16 protein-coding genes are annotated in these 18,119 nt (G+C 70.7%); 12 read left to right on the top strand and 4 right to left on the bottom strand.

Annotated elements, in window-relative coordinates:
- Positions 1-20: 20 nt before the first annotated feature.
- Positions 21-1,412 (bottom strand): rhodanese-like domain-containing protein, encoded by a 1,392-nt coding sequence (locus tag ACH34S_RS00615; RefSeq protein WP_395950348.1) that lies wholly within the window; start codon positions 1,410-1,412, stop codon positions 21-23.
- Between the two features lie 270 nt (positions 1,413-1,682).
- Between ACH34S_RS00615 and ACH34S_RS00610 the strand changes: the two genes are divergently transcribed.
- Genes ACH34S_RS00610 through narI form a run of 4 tightly spaced genes read left to right on the top strand, consistent with a single transcriptional unit; the run spans position 1,683 to position 8,492 of the window.
- Positions 1,683-5,348 (top strand): nitrate reductase subunit alpha, encoded by a 3,666-nt coding sequence (locus ACH34S_RS00610; RefSeq protein ID WP_395951409.1) that lies wholly within the window; start codon positions 1,683-1,685, stop codon positions 5,346-5,348.
- Positions 5,348-7,066, top strand: a complete 1,719-nt coding sequence (narH, locus tag ACH34S_RS00605) for a nitrate reductase subunit beta (RefSeq protein WP_395950347.1) — start codon at positions 5,348-5,350, stop codon at positions 7,064-7,066. The genes ACH34S_RS00610 and narH overlap by 1 nt, the downstream gene beginning before the upstream one ends.
- Positions 7,063-7,734: a nitrate reductase molybdenum cofactor assembly chaperone gene (gene narJ, locus ACH34S_RS00600; protein ID WP_395950346.1), complete on the top strand. Its 672-nt coding sequence runs from the start codon at positions 7,063-7,065 to the stop codon at positions 7,732-7,734. The genes narH and narJ overlap by 4 nt, the downstream gene beginning before the upstream one ends.
- On the top strand, positions 7,731-8,492 hold the full coding sequence (gene narI / locus ACH34S_RS00595; RefSeq protein WP_395950345.1) for a respiratory nitrate reductase subunit gamma: 762 nt from the start codon (positions 7,731-7,733) through the stop codon (positions 8,490-8,492). Before narJ ends, narI begins: the two co-directional genes overlap by 4 nt.
- 57 nt (positions 8,493-8,549) lie before the next feature.
- Here narI and ACH34S_RS00590 read toward each other — a convergent pair whose 3' ends face one another.
- The 3 genes from ACH34S_RS00590 to ACH34S_RS00580 all read right to left on the bottom strand — a co-directional run bounded on the left by ACH34S_RS00590 (position 8,550) and on the right by ACH34S_RS00580 (position 11,044).
- A complete protein-coding gene (locus ACH34S_RS00590) occupies positions 8,550-8,948 on the bottom strand; it encodes an RNHCP domain-containing protein (protein WP_395950344.1) in 399 nt (132 codons plus the stop codon).
- A 7-nt stretch (positions 8,949-8,955) separates the two neighbouring features.
- Positions 8,956-9,318: an RNHCP domain-containing protein gene (locus ACH34S_RS00585; protein WP_395950343.1), complete on the bottom strand. Its 363-nt coding sequence runs from the start codon at positions 9,316-9,318 to the stop codon at positions 8,956-8,958.
- A 325-nt stretch (positions 9,319-9,643) separates the two neighbouring features.
- Positions 9,644-11,044 carry an MFS transporter gene (locus ACH34S_RS00580; protein ID WP_395950342.1) on the bottom strand — a complete coding sequence of 467 codons (1,401 nt, stop codon included), beginning with the start codon at positions 11,042-11,044 and terminating at the stop codon, positions 9,644-9,646.
- Between the two features lie 190 nt (positions 11,045-11,234).
- On the opposite strand from ACH34S_RS00580, the gene ACH34S_RS00575 reads away from it, so the two are divergent.
- From ACH34S_RS00575 to ACH34S_RS00540, 8 genes are all read left to right on the top strand, one after another.
- Positions 11,235-11,906 carry a GntR family transcriptional regulator gene (locus ACH34S_RS00575; protein WP_395950341.1) on the top strand — a complete coding sequence of 224 codons (672 nt, stop codon included), beginning with the start codon at positions 11,235-11,237 and terminating at the stop codon, positions 11,904-11,906.
- Positions 11,907-11,971: 65 nt separating this feature from the next.
- A complete protein-coding gene (locus tag ACH34S_RS00570) occupies positions 11,972-12,826 on the top strand; it encodes an urea carboxylase-associated family protein (RefSeq protein WP_395950340.1) in 855 nt (284 codons plus the stop codon).
- Between the two features lie 3 nt (positions 12,827-12,829).
- Positions 12,830-13,621, top strand: coding sequence for a LamB/YcsF family protein (locus tag ACH34S_RS00565; RefSeq protein ID WP_395950339.1), 792 nt, complete (start codon positions 12,830-12,832; stop codon positions 13,619-13,621).
- Positions 13,618-14,745, top strand: coding sequence for a branched-chain amino acid aminotransferase (locus ACH34S_RS00560; RefSeq protein ID WP_395950338.1), 1,128 nt, complete (start codon positions 13,618-13,620; stop codon positions 14,743-14,745). Before ACH34S_RS00565 ends, ACH34S_RS00560 begins: the two co-directional genes overlap by 4 nt.
- Positions 14,742-15,344, top strand: coding sequence for an RraA family protein (locus ACH34S_RS00555; protein WP_395950337.1), 603 nt, complete (start codon positions 14,742-14,744; stop codon positions 15,342-15,344). The genes ACH34S_RS00560 and ACH34S_RS00555 overlap by 4 nt, the downstream gene beginning before the upstream one ends.
- Positions 15,341-16,042 carry an RraA family protein gene (locus tag ACH34S_RS00550; protein ID WP_395950336.1) on the top strand — a complete coding sequence of 234 codons (702 nt, stop codon included), beginning with the start codon at positions 15,341-15,343 and terminating at the stop codon, positions 16,040-16,042. Before ACH34S_RS00555 ends, ACH34S_RS00550 begins: the two co-directional genes overlap by 4 nt.
- Positions 16,029-17,417 (top strand): dipeptidase, encoded by a 1,389-nt coding sequence (locus tag ACH34S_RS00545; RefSeq protein WP_395950335.1) that lies wholly within the window; start codon positions 16,029-16,031, stop codon positions 17,415-17,417. The genes ACH34S_RS00550 and ACH34S_RS00545 overlap by 14 nt, the downstream gene beginning before the upstream one ends.
- Positions 17,418-18,065 (top strand): RraA family protein, encoded by a 648-nt coding sequence (locus tag ACH34S_RS00540; RefSeq protein WP_395950334.1) that lies wholly within the window; start codon positions 17,418-17,420, stop codon positions 18,063-18,065.
- The last annotated feature ends 54 nt before the right edge of the window (positions 18,066-18,119 follow it).

Below are 18,119 nucleotides of genomic sequence, written 5' to 3'. Positions count from 1 at the left end.
GTCCCTGACCGTTCCGGGCTTCAGTGATCGGTGAGGGGGAGGCCGGAAGCGGCGGCGTGGTCGAAGGTGTCGTCGATGTGCACCACGCGGCGTCCGGCCCGCTGGAGCAGGCTGCTCGCGGCGGCGGCGCGGTAGCCGGAACCGCAGTGCGCCCACACGGTTCCGGACGGCACCTCGTCCAGGCGGTGGGGCAGGTCGGGGAGCGGGACGTGGGTCGCGCCCTCGATGTGCCCGGCCTCCCATTCGCTGCGCAGCCGCACGTCCAGCACGACGTCCGGGGCGGGCAGGTTCCGGGGGGCGTTCCCGGCGCGGGCGGCGGCCAGGTCGGTGAACGACGCCGAGGCCAGCTCGGCGAGGAGCGCCGTGTCCCCGGCGGCCCAGTCCTGCGGTGTGCCGGACGCGGCGGCGGCCGGGCGGTCGATGCCGATGCGCGCCAGCTCCCGCTGCGCGGTCGCGACCTGCTCGTGGCTGTCGCCGAGGAGTGTCAGGGGCGTGCCCCACTCGGCCATCCAGGCGAGCCAGGTCGACATGGGGCCGTCGAGGCCGAAGCTCAGTGTCCCGGCGAGGTGGCGTTGCCCGAACGCCTTGCGGGAGCGCAGGTCCACGACCCACTCACCGGCGGCGATCCGCTCGCGCAGCTCGGCGGCGCCGGCGGCGTGCGCCGGGGTGAGGTCGATCAGGTCGGCGCCGGTGGTGTTGAGGACGCCCATGTGCGCGTAGTAGGCGGGGTAGGCGTCCAGCCCGTCGAGGGTCTGCGCGACGAAGTCGTCGGCCTCCAGCCGCAGTGCCGGGTTGGACCGCTTCTCCTGGCCGATGGTCGAGTCCGTCGCGTCGGACTGGCGCACGGTGCAGAAGCTTCCGAAACCGTGCGTGGGCCAGATGTGCGCGCCGTCGGGCAGGAGGCCGGCGAGGCGGCGCGCAGAGGCGTGCTGCCTGCGGGCCAGGGGACGGGCGTGTTCGGGCCCGACCAGGTCTGTCCGGCCTGTGGTGCCGAACAGCAGTGACCCGCCCGTGAACACCCCGATCGGGCCGTCCGGCCCGGACAGGACGTAGGACAGGTGGTGGAAGGTGTGCCCGGGGGTGGCGACCACGCGGACGCGCATCGTGTCCGACACGGCGATCTCGTCGCCGCCGGTCACGGCCGTCCGGTCGAAGGCGACGTCGTCGTCCACGGCGACCAGGTACGCGGCACCGGTCACCCGCGCGAGCGCCAGACCGCCCGAGACGTAGTCGTTGTGCACATGGGTCTCGGCGACGTGCGTGATGCGGACGCCCAGCCGTCCGGCCAGGGTCAGGAACCGGTCGATGTCGCGCTGTGGATCGACCACCAGGGCGACCCGCCCGTCATGGGCCAGATAGCTGCGGTCGCCCAGGGACGAGGTCTCCACGACCTCGATGCGGATCGCGGGCATGCTCCCCCTCTTTCCTGCCGTTTCCGGTCACGTGCCCCACCGAACCCATCTCAAAAGGGGGCCTTTCGGCCCTGTTCCGGTGACGCGGCCCCGAGGCCGGATGAAAGGCGAAGGTCCTTGTCGATGATTAGCGGCGTCCACCAGGGTGAGAAACGCGGAAGCCGATCATGGCGTTCCGGTCGAGACCAGGGATGAGACGGAAGCGGAGCGGGTCATGAGCCGACGGAAGGGAACTCCGGGGCAGTGAGTTCGACGAAGGGCCGGCCGGGCATGGACGGGCCGCTGGAAGAGGCGCTGGTCGGCACGCGCAGGTTCTTCACCCGCGCGCAGGTGTCGCCGGACCTGCGGACGCTGACGAAGAAGGGCGGCAGGGAGGCGGACGCCTTCTACCGCGACCGCTGGTCGCACGACAAGGTGGTCCGGTCGACGCACGGGGTGAACTGCACGGGTTCGTGCTCGTGGAAGGTGTACGTCAAGGACGGCATCATCACCTGGGAGGCGCAGCAGACCGACTACCCGTCGGTGGGCGCGGACCGTCCCGAGTACGAACCGCGCGGCTGCCCGCGAGGCGCGTCCTTCTCCTGGTACACGTACTCGCCCACACGCGTCCGGTACCCGTACGTGCGCGGCGTGCTGCTGGAGATGTACCGGGAGGCGAAGGCGCGGACGGGTGACCCGGTGGCGGCGTGGCGCGAGATCGTCTCCGACCCGGAGAAGGCCCGCACGTACAAGGGCGCGCGGGGGCGCGGCGGCCTGGTGCGGGCGTCGTGGGACGAGGCGACGGAGATGATCGCGGCGGCGCACGTCCACACGATCAAGGAGTTCGGGCCCGACCGGATCGCGGGGTTCTCGCCGATCCCGGCGATGTCGATGGTCTCGCACGCGTCGGGTGCGCGGTTCATGTCGCTGATCGGCGGGACGATGCTGTCGTTCTACGACTGGTACGCCGACCTGCCCGTCGCGTCCCCGCAGGTGTTCGGCGACCAGACCGACGTCCCGGAGTCGGGCGACTGGTGGGACGCCGGATACCTGATCATGTGGGGCTCCAACCTGCCGGTGACGCGCACCCCGGACGCCCACTGGATGACCGAGGCCCGCTACCGGGGCCAGAAGGTCATCGCGGTGTCCCCGGACTACGCCGACAACGTCAAGTTCGCCGACGAATGGCTGGCCGCGCAGCCCGGTACGGACGGCGCGCTGGCCATGGCGATGGGTCACGTCGTGTTGAAGGAGTTCTTCGTCGACCGGCAGGTCCCGTATTTCACCGACTACGTCAAGCGCTACAGCGACCTGCCGTTCCTGGTGCGGCTGGAGCAGCGCGGCGACGCCTACGTGCCCGGCAAGTTCCTGACGGCCGCCGACCTTCCGGGCGCCGAGGCGGAGTCGGAGCATGCCGCGTTCAAGACCGTGATCCTGGACGCGTCGACCGGCCGCCCGCTGGTCCCGAACGGGTCGCTCGGGTTCCGGTTCGGTGAATCGGGCCAGGGCAAGTGGAACCTGGACCTCGGCGACGCGGACCCGCTGCTCTCGGTCGAGGGCGGGAACGCGGTGGAGGTCGAGCTGGCGCGCTTCGACGCCGCCGACGGCTCCGCCGCGACGCTGCGGCGCGGCGTGCCGGTCACCGAGGTCGGCGGCCACCTCGTCACGACGGTCTATGACCTGCTGCTGGCCCAATACGGGGTCGGGCGGGACGGTCTGCCCGGGGCGTGGCCGTCCGGGTACGACGACGCGTCGCAGCCGTGCACCCCGGCGTGGCAGGAGGGGATCACCGGCGTGCCCGCGCGGGCCGCCGAGCGGATCGGGCGGGAGTTCGCCGCCAACGCCGAGGAGTCCCGTGGCCGCTCGATGATCATCATGGGCGCGGGGACGAACCACTGGTTCCACTCCGACACGATCTACCGGGCGTTCCTGGCGCTGACGACGCTGACCGGCTGCCAGGGCGTGAACGGCGGCGGCTGGGCGCATTACGTGGGGCAGGAGAAGTGCCGTCCGGTGACGGGATGGGCGCAGCTCGCGGGCGCGCTGGACTGGTCGCGCCCGCCCCGGCAGATGATCGGCACCGCGTTCTGGTACGTCCACACCGACCAGTTCCGCTACGACCACTTCGACGCGGGCACCCTGTCGGCGGCGACCGGCGGCGGGCAGCTCGCGGGACGGTCCACGGCGGACGTGATCGCGCAGGCGGCCCGGCTGGGCTGGATGCCGTCCTACCCGACCTTCGACCGCAACCCCCTCGACCTCGCCGACGAAGCGGACGCCGCCGGAAAGCAGGTCGGCGAGCACATCGTGGACGAGTTGAAGGCCGGCCGCCTCAGGTTCGCCGCCCAGGACCCCGACGCACCGGAGAACTTCCCCCGCGTCCTGACGGTGTGGCGGGCCAACCTGCTCGGCTCGTCCGCCAAGGGCAACGAGTACTTCCTCAAGCACCTGCTCGGCGCGGGTTCGTCGGTCCGTGCCACGGAGACGCCACCGGACGCGCGGCCGAAGGAGGTCGTCTGGCACGACGAAGCCCCCGCCGGGAAACTCGACCTCCTCCTCTCGCTCGACTTCCGGATGACCAGCACCACGGTCTACTCCGACGTCGTGCTCCCGGCGGCGACCTGGTACGAGAAGCACGATCTGAACACCACCGACATGCACCCGTTCGTGCATTCGTTCAACCCGGCCATCGCGCCGCCGTGGCAGACCCGCAGCGACTGGCGGGCGTTCCAGGACATCGCCGCCGCGTTCAGCCGCCTCGCCGGGACGCACCTCGGCGTCCGCAAGGACGTCGTGGCGGTCCCGCTGCTGCACGACACGCCCGACGAGCTGGCCACCCCGCACGGCCGCGTCGCCGACTGGGCCAAGGGCGAGTGCGAGCCGGTGCCCGGCGTGACGATGCCGAAGCTCGTCAGCGTCGAGCGCGACTATCCGGCCGTCGCGGCGAAGATGACCGCGCTCGGCCCGCTCGCCGAACGGCTCGGCGCCACCACCAAGGGCGTCACGTTCGACCTGAAACGCCAGGTCGAATACCTGAAGAACACCAACGGCGTGGTGCGGGGCGGCCCGGCGGACGGGCGCCCGTCGCTGCGCCGCGACGTGCACGCCTGCGAGATGATCCTCGCCTTCTCCGGGACGACGAGCGGGCATCTGGCCGTGCAGGGCTTCCGCACCCTGGAGCAGCGCACCGGCACCCGGCTCGCCGACCTGGCCGCCGAGCACGAGGGCACGCAGATCACCTTCGCCGACACCCAGGCCCGCCCCGTCCCCGTGATCACCTCGCCCGAATGGTCGGGGTCGGAGAGCGGCGGGCGCCGCTACTCGCCGTTCACCATCAACGTCGAGCGCCTCAAGCCCTGGCACACCCTCACCGGGCGCCAGCATTTCTATCTCGACCACGACTGGATGGCCGAGCTCGGCGAGCAGCTGCCGACGTTCCGGCCGCCGCTGAACATGCACGCCCTGTTCGGCGAACCGCGGCTCGGCGAGACGGGCGAGCTGGGGCTGACCGTCCGGTACCTGACCCCGCACAACAAGTGGTCGATCCACTCCGAGTACCAGGACAACCTGTTCATGCTGTCGCTGTCGCGCGGCGGCCCGGCGATCTGGATGAGCGGGGCGGACGCGGCCAGGATCGGTGTCCGCGACAACGAGTGGATCGAGGCGGTCAACCGCAACGGCGTGGTCGTCGCCCGCGCGATCGTCTCGCACCGGATGCCGGAGGGGACGGTGTACATGTACCACGCGCAGGACAGGCTGATCGACGTCCCGGTGGCGGAGACGTCGGGCCGGCGCGGCGGGATCCACAACTCCCTCACCCGGCTGCTGATCAAGCCGTCGCATCTGATCGGCGGGTACGCGCAGCTGTCGTTCGCGTTCAACTACCTCGGCCCGACCGGCAACCAGCGCGACGAGGTCACGGTGATCCGCCGCCGGTCCCAGGAGGTGACCTACTGATGCGGGTCATGGCGCAGATGGCGATGGTGATGAACCTCGACAAGTGCATCGGCTGCCACACCTGCTCGGTCACCTGCAAGCAGGCCTGGACCAACCGGTCAGGGGTCGAATACGTGTGGTTCAACAACGTCGAGACGCGTCCCGGGCAGGGCTACCCCCGCCGCTACGAGGACCAGGAGCGCTGGCGCGGCGGCTGGACGCTCAACCGCCGCGGACGCCTCGCGCTCAAGGGCGGCGGACGCCTCCGCAAGCTGCTCACCATCTTCGCCAACCCGAAACTGCCGGGCATCGCCGACTACTACGAGCCCTGGACCTACGACTACCAGACCCTCACCGACGCGCCGCTCCAGGAGCACACGCCCGTCGCCCGCCCCAAGTCGCTGCTGACCGGCAAGGACATGAAGATCTCCTGGTCGGCGAACTGGGACGACGACCTGGGCGGCTCAATCGAGCACGGTGACCAGGACGTCCTGCTCGCCGAGATCGCCGACAAGGTGAAGCTGGAGTTCGACCAGACCTTCATGTTCTACCTGCCGCGGATCTGCGAGCACTGCCTCAACCCGTCGTGCGCGGCGTCCTGCCCGTCCGGCGCGATCTACAAACGCACCGAGGACGGCATCGTGCTGGTCGACCAGGACCGGTGCCGCGGCTGGCGGATGTGCGTGTCCGGCTGCCCGTACAAGAAGATGTACTTCAACCACCGCACCGGCAAGGCGGAGAAGTGCACGTTCTGCTTCCCGCGCGTCGAGGTCGGCATCCCCACCGTCTGCTCGGAGACCTGCGTCGGGCGGCTGCGCTACATCGGCCTGGTCCTCTACGACGCCGACAAGGTCCTGGAAGCCGCGTCCACCCCCGACGACACCGGGCTGTACGAGGCGCAGCGCGAGGTGTTCCTCGACCCGTCCGACCCCCGGGTGATCGCGGCGGCCGAACGCGAGGGCATCCCCGGCGACTGGATCGAGGCCGCGCAGCGCTCCCCGGTGTACGCCCTGATCAACACCTACAGGGTCGCGCTGCCGCTGCACCCCGAATACCGGACGATGCCGATGGTCTGGTACATCCCGCCGCTGTCGCCCGTCGTGGACGTCGTCCGCGACACCGGCCACGACGCCGAGAGCGCCGGGAACCTGTTCGCCGCGATCGACGCGCTGCGCATCCCCGTCGAGTACCTCGCCGAGCTGTTCACCGCCGGGGACACCGCGCCGGTCGACGCCGTCCTGCACCGGCTGGCCGCTATGCGCGCCTACATGCGCGACCTCAACCTCGGCCGCGACCCCGACGACGCCATCCCCGCCCGCGTCGGCATGACGGGCGAGGCGATGTACGACATGTACCGCCTCCTCGCCCTCGCCAAGTACGACGAGCGCTACGTCATCCCCACCGCGCACGCCGAACAGGCCCACCACCTCGAAGAACTCGCCACCGACTGCTCGCTGAACTACGAGGGCGGCCCCGGCATGGGCGGCGCGGGCGCCGGCGGCGGGTCGGGGCCGTTCGGCGAGGCGTCCGGCACCGCCAACCCGATCGCGGTGGAGAACTTCCACATGCTGCGCCAGCGGCAGACCGCCGACCACCCGGCAGACCCCGCCGACAAGCAGAACCGCGTCAACCTCCTCAACTGGGACGGCAAGGGCGCCCCCGCCGGGCTGTTCCCCGACCGCCGCGAGGGGAACCCGCCCGCCGACTCGGGCGACGCCGAAACGGAGCCCAAGCCATGAGGATCAGGAAGGCCGCCTTCGGCGACACCGAGCTGGCCACGGCCTGGCAGGTGGCGTCCCTCCTGCTCGGCTACCCCGACGCCGAACTGCTGGAGCGCCGCCCGCTGCTGCGCCGCGCCACCGGCACCGTGCCCGACCCGGCGAGGACGCACCTGCTCGCCTTCCTCGACCACCTGGACGCCACACCCCCGCCCGACCTGGCCGCCGACTACGTCGCCACCTTCGACCACCGCAAACGCTGCTGCCTCTACCTCACCTACTACGCCTACGGCGACACCCGCAAACGCGGCATGGCGCTCCTCCGGTTCAAGCAGGCGTACGGCGCGGCCGGGCTCGTCCTGGACGACTCCGAACTGCCCGACCACCTGGCCGTCGTCCTGGAGTTCGCCGCCACCGGCGACCTCACCGAGGGACGGCGCCTCCTCCTGGAACACCGCGCCGGCCTGGAACTCCTGCGCCTCGCCCTCACCGAATCCGGCTCGCCCTGGGCGGCCGTCCTGGACGCGGTCACCACGACCCTCCCGCCCCTGACCGGCCGCACCGAAGACGCCGTCGCCCGCCTCATCGCCGAAGGCCCGCCCGAAGAAGAGGTAGGCCTGGCCCCATACGGGACGGGCGACTCCGGCCCCATCTTCCTGCCCGACCCGGTCATGGGAGCCCGCTCATGAACACCCTTACGGCCGCCACCGACTCCGAGCCGGGCGTCCTCGGCACCATGCTGTGGGTAGCCCTGCCCTACGTCACCATCGCGGTGTTCGTCCTCGGGCACATCTGGCGGTACCGGTACGACAAGTTCGGCTGGACGACCCGCTCGTCCCAGCTCTACGAGCGCCGCCTCCTGCGCGTCGGCAGCCCGCTGTTCCACTTCGGCATCCTGCTCGTCCTCGTTGGCCACATCGGCGGGCTTATCATTCCCGACCGCTGGACGGAGGCCGCCGGGATCTCCGAGCACGTCTACCACATCATCGCCGTCGTCCTCGGCACCTTCGCGGGGTTCTGCACCCTGGCGGGCCTGGCGATCCTGATCTACCGGCGCCGCACGGTCGGCCCGGTGTTCCTCGCGACCACCCGCAACGACAAGATGATGTACCTGGTGCTCACCGTCACCATCGTGCTGGGCCTCGCCGCGACGGTCGCGGCCAACATCGCCGGCGGCGGATACAACTACCGCGAGACCGTCTCCCCGTGGTTCCGGTCGATCTTCTACCTGCAGCCGGATCCCGCCCTCATGACGGGCGTCCCGATCCTGTTCCAGCTCCACGCGCTCAGCGCGCTCGCCCTGTTCTGCATCTGGCCGTTCACCCGCCTGGTGCACATGCTCACGGCCCCGATCGGCTACCTGACGCGCCCCTACATCGTCTACCGCAGCCGCGACGAGCAACTCGGCATGCACCGAACCCCCCGAGGCTGGGACCGCGTGACCTGACCCGCACCTCTGAAAGCGAGACGGCGCCCTCCGCCGTGGCGGAGGGCGCCGTCGGGTTCAGCCCACCTTCTGCATGCCCGCCCGCAGCCGGGCGCCGTACAAGGGACGCATGGCTATGCGGAGCAGGACGAGCGCGTTGTCGTCTCCCGCGATCCGGTTGACGCTCAGTTCGCCGCACGACAGGCAGTGATGGATGAGCATCCATTCACCGTCCGGCCGCACGGTGAGGCTGAGCGGGGCCATCCGCCCGCGGCAGCCCGCACGCCGGTCGCCGGGCGTCCGGTCGTCGAGGTGCAGGCTTGTCAGGCAGTGCGGGCAATGGTTGCGATGCGCCGTTCCCGGTGCGCTGAACGGGACGTCGAGACGGCACCCGACGCACCGGAACGCGTCGCGCCGCCCGTTCGGACCGGTCTTGCGCCGCTGGACTCTTCCCTGCCGGGGATTTCTCCGTGGCATACGAGCCTCAAAGATCGCCGAAGGGTTCGAGCGGGAACGGCGGTTGCGCCAGCGGGCGCACGGCCATCCGCATCAGGATGAACTGGTTGTCGTCACCACAGATCGGATTGGACGTGAGCTCGCCGCATCGGGTGCAGCGGTGGACGACCATCCAGTCGCCGTTGCGCAGCACCGCGATGGAGATCGGCGCCATGTGCGACCCGCACCGCGGCGGCCCGCCCTCACGGTCGAGGACGTGCCGGGAGTGCAGGCAACTCGGGCAGTGGTTGCGCCGGACGCCGTCCGGGGCGAACGCGGCCACGTTGAGGCCGCAGCGAACGCAGTCGAATGTCTCGGTGCTGAGTACGGAGCGTGAGACGTCCTTGGACACAGCAGGGTCCTCCTTGCCGATCGATCATGGAACAGCAGCAAGGAAGCGCCGAACGCGCCTGAAAGACCGCCGGGCGCGGCGGTTCTGGCCGTCCAGCCGACAGGGAGAACTGTCAGAAGCGGTGACGGCCCGGGGCATGGGTAAGCGCGCTCGGCGCTGACCGGTGCATCAAAACCTGACTTTCTAGGCACAGAGGCCGAAACATGACTGACGGAACGTCTCGATCCTAGGAACCCCGCACGCAGCAGGTCCAACGATTTTCCGTCCGAGACGTGGACGCCGCCGAGGACGGGAGCTGGACGCCACCACGGCGTTGTCCCGGCTGTCAGAGCTGTTTGAGCGGGCCGGGCTCCGTGGTGTCGTGCCGGGGACGGGGCGCTGCGGATTCGGTGAGTGGCCGCCCGTGTGTTTCCGGGGCCATGACCAGGGAGCACACTGCGCCCACGGCGCTGATGACACCAACGACGATCATCGTGCCGGAGACTCCGGTGTGGTCCAGCAGGAGCGGGACGGCGAAGGTTCCGAGGATGGTGCCGACCCGGCTGATCGACAGGCCGATGCTGAAGGCCGTCGCGCGGATCTCGGTGGGGAAGATCTCGTTCGGGTAGATCCACTGGAGGATCGTCGGGCCGCCGATCGCCATGGCGTACACCGCGAACAGCACCACCACGACGATCGCCGTTGCATCGGCGAAGGCGCCGAGCGCGAGCAGGGCGGCACTGGCGATCATGAAGGGCCAGATCAGCAGTGTCCTTCTGGGCAGCCGGTCGGAGACCACGGTGGCGAAGATGGTTCCGACGAGGAAGAACAGCCCGACCAGCACGGAACCGATGTCCACCGCGCCCTGCCCGCTGAGGTCGAATGCCTCCAGCAGCTTGGGGGCGAATGCGTAGATCGCGTAGACGGGGGTGATCGAGCACGCCCAGAAGGTTCCGACGAAGATCGTTCTCTTGAGGTAGGGCGAGCGGAAGATCAGCCTGAGGCTGGTCGGGGTGGACTCCTCGCCGATGCCGTCAAGGGTTGCGTGCGGTCCGTAGACCTTCTGTACGACGCCGAGCGCCTCGTCCGTCCTGCCCTTGCTGATCAGCCAGCGTGGTGATTCGGGTGTGCCGATGCGCAGTATGGCCAGCAGGGCGCCGATGACGGCGGGGGACAGCAGGATCCATCGCCACGCCTCCGTTCCGAGTTGCAGCAGTGCCGCGCCGACGAGGTAGGCGGCGGCGTTGCCGGCCGTCCACATGATCGTTTGCAGGCCGATCAGCTTGGCTCTGGCCTTGCGCGGGGCGAACTCGGCCAGCAGTGACGAGGCGATGGGGTAGTCGGCGCCGATCGCGATGCCGAGCAGCACGCGCAGGACCAGGAGCTGCACGGGACCGGTGACGAAGAACTGCGCGACGCACAGCAGCGTGATCGCCGCGATGTCGGCCACGTACATGATCCGCCGGCCGAGCAGGTCGGTCAGGTAGCCCACCCCGATGACGGCCGGGACGCCGAGCAGGGGGGCCACGGCCAGGAACCCCTGCCACGTTCCGCTGAGCTGCCACTGGTCGGCGATCTGCGGAAGCGCGAAGCCGATGACGCCGAGCGCGAAGCCGTCCAGGAACGGTCCACCCGAGCAGAACATCGTGAGCTTGCGGTGGAACGCGGTCAGCGGGGCGTCGTCGATGACGTTCGATGCCGGCCCCGCCGCGGTGGCCGGCGAGGTGAGGGGGTCGGGAGTGGTCATGGTTCCTCCCATCGGTGGTTCCGGCAGGCGAGCGCCGCCGAAGTCACGAGGACATTAGATTGCTCAACAATCTGACGTCAATAGGTGAGAACAAAACAGCACTTAGCTCGGGAGTCTCGAAGTTGTGCAGGTCCATCGGCCGGCATGCCCGGCTTGATTGTTGAGCAATCTGTGGACTAGTCTTCCCGGCATGTCACTCGATACCGCCGAGACGGAGGCGCCCAGCGCCGCTGAACGGATCGCCGGCCTGCTGCGCGACCGGATCCTGGAAGGCGAGCTGCCGCCGGGCTCGCCCCTGCGGGAGGTCTCGCTCGCGACCGACCTGCAGATCTCCCGCAACACGTTGCGGGAGGGCCTGCGCCAGCTGTCCTTGGAGGGGCTGGTGGCGCAGGTCCCGAACCGGGGGGCCGCGGTCAGGCGGCTCACGCCGGCGGATGTGCGTGACATCTACCGGGCGCGAAGAGCGCTGGAGGTCCAGGCGGCCACCGCGAGCGCTCTCGCGGAGGACGAGCAGTTCACCGATATGGAGTCGGCGGTCATCGCGGGGGAGCGGGCCGAGCGGGAGCGCGAATGGGCGGCCGCGAGCACCGCGAGCCTGCGCTTTCACCAGGCGCTGATCGCCCTGCTGGGCAGCCGCCGGCTCGACGACTTCTTTCACTCCCTCCTCGCCCAGCTCCGCCTGGCCTGGGGCGAGACGCAGGACGAGGAACTCTTCCAGCGCTCGTGGGCCGGACGCGATCGCGAGCTCCTCGACCTGCTGCGCACGGGCCGCCGGACGCAGGGCGTCGGCGCATTGCTGGTCTACCTCGACGACTCCGAAAGCCAGACGCTCGACACGCTCCGGCGAGCGCGCACGGCATGACCGTCCCCCGACTTCGAGACGGTTCGCCCCCGGCCGTCTCGCACTCCACGATCGAGAGGTATCCGATGAGCCACCCTCCCGCCGCTTACCAGCCGAAGGCCGGCAGCATCCTGGACGTCGACAGGGCCTTCTACGACCGCCTGGCCGAACGGACGGACGAGCGTAAGCCGGTAGAAGAATTCGTCATCCCGATTCGCTCGGGACGCGCGTGGGAGGTCCCGGCCGGTCACCTGTGCCGTGTGATCACTCCCGAGGGCCCGCAGGTCGGCGACTTCAACGTGTGGAACCGCCACAATCCGCGGGAGCGGCTGTGGGCCGCGCGAACCCGCCAGTTGCAGAGCGCCCACGTGACGAGGTACGACCGGCTGTGGTCCACGCTTCCCTACCTGCGCCCGCTGCTGACGATCACTAACGACACGTTGGAGTCCTACGGAGTGGACGATGACGGCGGGCGGGTGCACGACCTGCTCGGCTCACGCTGCGACCCGTACGTGAACCGCATCCTCAGCGGCGAGGACTTCGACTTCCACTGCCATTCGAACCTCGTCCGCGCCGTGCTCCCCTACGGGCTGACCGAGTTCGACGTCCACGACGTGCTCAACATCTTCCAGTGCACCGGCCTCAACGATGAGGACCGGTACTTCATGAAGGCCTCACCCGCGAAGCCCGGGGACTTCTTCGAGTTCTTCGCCGAGCAGGACCTGCTGTGCGCGCTGTCCACCTGCCCGGCGGGCGACCTGTCGATCCCGCTGTGGGGTCCGGACGCCCGCGATCCGCTGGAGGTGTGCAGGCCGCTCGCGGTAGAGGTGTACCGGCCGGACGCCGGGCTGCTCGAAGGGTGGAGCCCGCCGCCGGTCGCGTCCTACGCCGGGTTGCACGGCCTCGGCCTGCCCGCCTGGCCGGCCGATGGTGCGGAGTAGCCGATGCCGGGCACGACACCACGGTCCCTCGACCTGAACGCCGACCTGGGGGAGGGATACGGCCGCTACACCCTCGACGGGGACGTCGACGTGATCCCCCACATCACCTCCGCGAACATCGCCTGCGGATTCCACGCCGGCGACCCGCGCACCCTGGACGCGGCGGTGGCCATGGCGGCCGAGCACCGGGTGGGGATCGGCGCGCATCCCGGCTTCCCCGACAGGGTGGGCTTCGGGCGGCGGATGATGGCCCTGAGCTCCGAAGAGATCATCACCGACGTCGTGTACCAGATCGGCGCGGTGCAGGCGTTCTGCCGGCGCCATGGAACCCGGCTGCGGCACGTCAAGCCGCACGGGGCACTGGGCAATCTGGCCTGGACGGACGATCGGGCGGCCGAGGCGGTGGCGGCCGCGGTGGAGTCCGTGGATCCGCGGCTGACCGTCATGGCATGGCACGGTTCCGCGCTCGAAAGGCAGGCTCGCCGCAGGGGGCTCGCGGTGGCCAGGGAGGCGTTCCTGGACCGCGCCTACGCTCCCGACGGAACCCTCGTCCCCCGATCGCGGCCGGGAGCGGTGCTGCACGGCGAGGGCGCGATCCTGGACCGTGCCCGGCGGTTGGCGCGCGACGGAACCCTCGAAGCCATCGACGGGACGGTACTGGACGTCGCCCCCGACTCCCTTTGCCTGCACGGTGACACGGCCGGGGCGGTCGATCTGCTCGCCAAGGTCGGCGCCGCTCTACAGGCAGAAGGCGTGACCCTGCGAGCGTTCAGCGCAGCAGGGGAGGGCACATGAGCGTGCCGCCCGCCCCGCCCGGCGAGGCACTCGAATTCCGGCGTCTGACCGTGACACCGCGTCCGCCGTCACAACGGGCCGCCGTCCTGGCCGCTCCCGTCTTCGGGCGGACGTTCACCGATCACATGGTGACGGCCCGTTACACCGAGGAGGCGGGCTGGCATGACTTCACCGTCGGCCCCTTCCAGGATCTGCCGCTCTCCCCGGCCACATCGGTTCTGCACTACGGGCAGGCCATCTTCGAGGGCCTGAAGGCCTACCGGCAGCCCGACGGGTCGGTGGCGCTGTTCCGGCCGGAACTGAACGCCGTGCGGTTCGCGGCCTCCGCCGCGCGCATCGCCATGCCGCCGCTGCCGCGGCCCGCGTTCCTGGCAAGCCTCCGTGCCCTGCTCGAGGCCGACCACGCATGGGTGCCGGACGGTGCGGACAGGACCCTCTACCTGCGGCCGCTCATGATCGCGACCGACCCGGCGGTCGTCGCCACCGCCTCCGGCGGCTACCTCTTCGTTCTCTTCGCGAGCCCCGCGGGCGCCTATTTCGACGGCGGAACCCGGGCGCTGCGCGTCTGGGTCGAACGCGACCGGGTACGGGCGGCGCGCGGAGGCACCGGCGCGGCCAAGTTCGCCGGCAACTACGGCGCCGGCCTTCTCGCCCAGAAACTCGCGCGGGAGCATGGCTGCGACCAGGTGATCTGGCTCGACCCCGAGCGGCGCCGCTACGTCGAGGAGCTCGGGGCGATGAACCTCTTCCTCGTCGCCCGGGAGGAGAGCGGGGACGTCCTGCTCACGCCTCCGCTGAGCGACAGCCTGCTGGCCGGGGTGACCCGTGACTCGATCATCGATCTCGCCCGGGACGGCGGCATGACCGTCCGGGAGGAACCGATCGCCATCGAGCGGTGGCGGGACGGGGCACGCGACGGCGGCATCCGCGAGGCGTTCGCCTGCGGAACGGCGGTCGCGGTCGCGCCCATCGGAAGGGTCGATGACGCCACCGGGCACTTCGTCATGGGCGACGGTCGGCCCGGTCCCGTGGCCCGCACCCTCGGGCAGCGCCTGCTCGACCTCCAATTCGGCCGGGCCGAAGACACCCGCCGATGGCGCCACACCGTCTGGAAGGCATCATGACCACCTCTGATTTCCCCGGAGCCGCCTCCGTGCACGAGGCGGCGGGCGGCATCGGGGCACTGCCCGGCAGGCTCCGTCCCGTGACCCCCCGGATGCGGGCCCACGGTCCCGCCTATACGGTGCGCTGCCCCGGAGGCGACAACCTGTGGCTCCACCGGGCGATCGCGACCGCCCCGCCCGGCTCGGTCATGGTCGCCGAGACCGGCGGCCTGGCCGAGTTCGGCTACTGGGGCGAGATCATGACCCGCGCCGCACGGGCGAAGGGCCTGGCCGGGCTGGTCATCGACGGCGGCGTCCGGGACACCACGGCGCTGGCCGCGCTGGACTTCCCCGTGTTCAGCAGCGGTGCGTGCATCCGCGGGACGGGCAAGGACCCGGCACGCGGCGGGGCGCTCGCCGTGCCCGTCCTGCTCGGCGATGTCCTGGTCCGCCCGGGTGACCTGGTGGTGGGCGACGCCGACGGCGTCGTGATCGTCCCGGCGGACGCCGCCGTCGCGGCCGTCGAGGCCGCGCGGCGCCGGGACCTGGCCGAGACCGCGATCACCGCCCGGCTCGAGGCCGGAGAGAGCACCCTCGACATCTACGGGCTCCCGGCATGACCGACCACCATGTCGGCAGGCTGTCCAGGCTGGACACCTGCCTGCTCAGCGATGCGCTCGCCGCCGAAGCGATCCCGGGCACGCTGTCTGGCCTCGTCCCCGTCGCCGCGGGCCGCTCCTTCGCCGGCCGCGCCAGCACCGTCGATCTGGGCCCCGCCGGTCCGGCGACCGCGGGCGCCCGCCATCTCGGTACCGCCGCGCTGGACGCCGCCGTTCCCGGCACCGTCATCGTCGTGGCCCACCACGGGGTGGCCGGCGTGGCGGGCTGGGGCGGAATCCTCAGCCGGGGCGCGGTGCGGGCCGGGGTCGCCGGAATCGTGGTCGACGGCGCGGTACGCGATGTCGACGAGATCCGCGAACTGGGCCTCGCCGTGCACGCCGCCGCCGTCACGCCCCGGTCGGCTCGCGGAACGGTCGTGGAACGCGGCTGGAACCGCCCGGTCGACGTCCAGGGTGTCACGGTGACCCCTGGCGATCTGGTCCGCGCCGACGGCTCCGGCGTTGTGGTCGTCCCCGCGTCGATGGCCGGCAGGGTCCTGGACACGGCCGAAAGGCTCGCCGAAAGAGAAGCCGCCATGGCGGCGGCCGTTCAGGACGGCATCGCGATGAGCCAGGTCATGGGCGCCGCCTACGAGCGCGCCATCCAGGCGCAATTCCACACCGCCACGAAAGGACCCGACGACCATGACAGCACCTGAGGCCGTGCGTTCCTATATAGCGGCCGGCAGCGAAGTGTTCTTCGCCGAACTCGCGGAATGGCTCGCGATTCCCTCCATCTCCAGCGACCCGGACCATGCGGGCGACGTCCGGCGGTCGGCGGAGTGGCTCGCCGCCGCCCTGCGGCGGGCCGGCTTCCCGATCGTGGAGATATGGCCGACCGGCGGCCATCCGGCGGTGTACGCCGAGTGGCCCTCCGCCCTGCCGTCGGCCCGGACGGTCCTGGTCTACGGGCACCATGACGTCCAGCCGGTCGATCCGGTGGAAGCGTGGGACACCCCGCCCTTCACGGCGACGGTCGACGGAGACCGCATGTACGCGCGGGGCGCCTCCGACGACAAGGGCCAGGTGCTCTTCCACGCGTTCGGGGTCCGCGCGCACCTGGCCGCCACCGGCCGGACGGCGCCGGCCGTCACCCTGAAACTGCTCATCGAAGGTGAGGAGGAGGCCGGGTCGCCGCACTTCGACGCACTGGTACGGCGGCACGCCGACCGGCTGGCGTGCGACCTGGTGGTCAACTCCGACTCCGCCATGTGGTCGGCGGACGTCCCGACCACCTGCACCGGTATGCGCGGCATGGTCGCCGCCCAGGTCACCTTCCGCGGGCCTGCCGAGGAAGTCCATTCCGGTTCCTTCGGAGGCGCGATCCCCAACCCGCTCACCGAACTGTGCCGGGTACTGGGCGCACTGCACGACCGCCGATCCCGGGTGACCATCCCCGGCTTCTACGACCGCGTCGTGGAACTCACCGGCACCGAACGCGACCTGTTCGCCAGGCTTCCCTTCGACGAACGGGAATGGCTGTCCGCCGCCCGGTCCCGCGCGGCCCACGGCGAGGAGGGCTTCACCACCCTCGAACGCGTGTGGGCCCGGCCGACCGCCGAGGTCAACGGCATGTGGGGCGGGCACACCGGCCCCGGCATGAAGACGATCATCCCGCGCGAGGCCCACGCCAAGGTCTCCTTCCGGCTGGTCGCGGACCAGGAACCGGCCGAGGTGCGGGAGTCCTTCCGGCAGTGGCTGCGGGAACAGGTGCCGCCGGGCATCGCCGCCGAGGTGGAGTTCTTCGGCGAGGGGAACAAGCCCTGCCTCACTCCACTCGACCACCCGGCCGTGGAAGCCGTGACCCGGTCTCTCGGGCGGGCCTTCGACCGTCAGGTGCTCTACACGCGCGAGGGTGGATCCGGCCCTTCCGCCACCCTGGCAGAGGTGCTGGACGCCGCCGTCGTCTTCCTGGCGGTCACCCTTCCCGATGACAACTACCACGGGCCGAACGAGAAGGCCGAGATGCCGTTGCTCCTCAAGGGCGCCGAGGCGGTCGCCCATCTGTGGTCCGAGCTGGGAAGCGAGAACTAGATGGCCATCGACCTGAGCGAATGGCGCGATCTCGGCACCAGCACGGTCTCCGACGCGCTCGATCGTGCCGGGATCGCCGGGCAGATCCCCGCGATCGCGCCCCTCGAACCGTCCTTCCGGCTCCTCGGCCCGGCTTTCACGGTCCGGTACGGGCCGGTCGGCCAGGACGCGGGCACGGTCGGTGACTACATCGACGAGGTGCCGCCGGGCTCTGTCGTCGTACTCGACAACCAGGGACGCGCGGACGTCACCGTCTGGGGAGATCTGCTCACGCTGACCGCGCACCGCGGACGGCTCGGCGGCACGGTCGTCGACGGGACCTGCCGTGACACCGACATCGCCCTGGAGATGGACTATCCGCTCTTCTCCCGGCACCGGTGGATGCGCACGGGCAAGGACCGCGTCCAGGTCGAGGCGGTCCAGCAGCCCGTCAGCTGCGGCGGAGTCCGCATCGAGCCGGGCGATCTGCTCGTCGGGGACGCCGACGGAGTACTCTCCGTCCCCGCCTCCAGGGCCAAGGAGGTCCTGCGGTCCGCGCTGGACATCGCCCGGGCGGAGCAGGCCATCCGGGAACAGATCGTGAACGGCGCGACCCTGCGGGACGCCCGTGCCGCCGTCGGTTACCACCGCCTGCAGACGCGGCGGTGAACCACGACCCCGTGATCTGCGCCGTCCGCCCGGTCGGAGACCGCGCCGTGCTTC

The sequence above is a fragment of the Actinomadura sp. 3N508 genome (assembly GCF_044326375.1).
In the GTDB taxonomy this organism is placed as follows: Bacteria; Actinomycetota; Actinomycetes; order Streptosporangiales; family Streptosporangiaceae; genus Spirillospora.
Note: the sequence above shows the minus strand (reverse complement) of the source record. Positions and strands in the feature narration are given on the sequence as shown.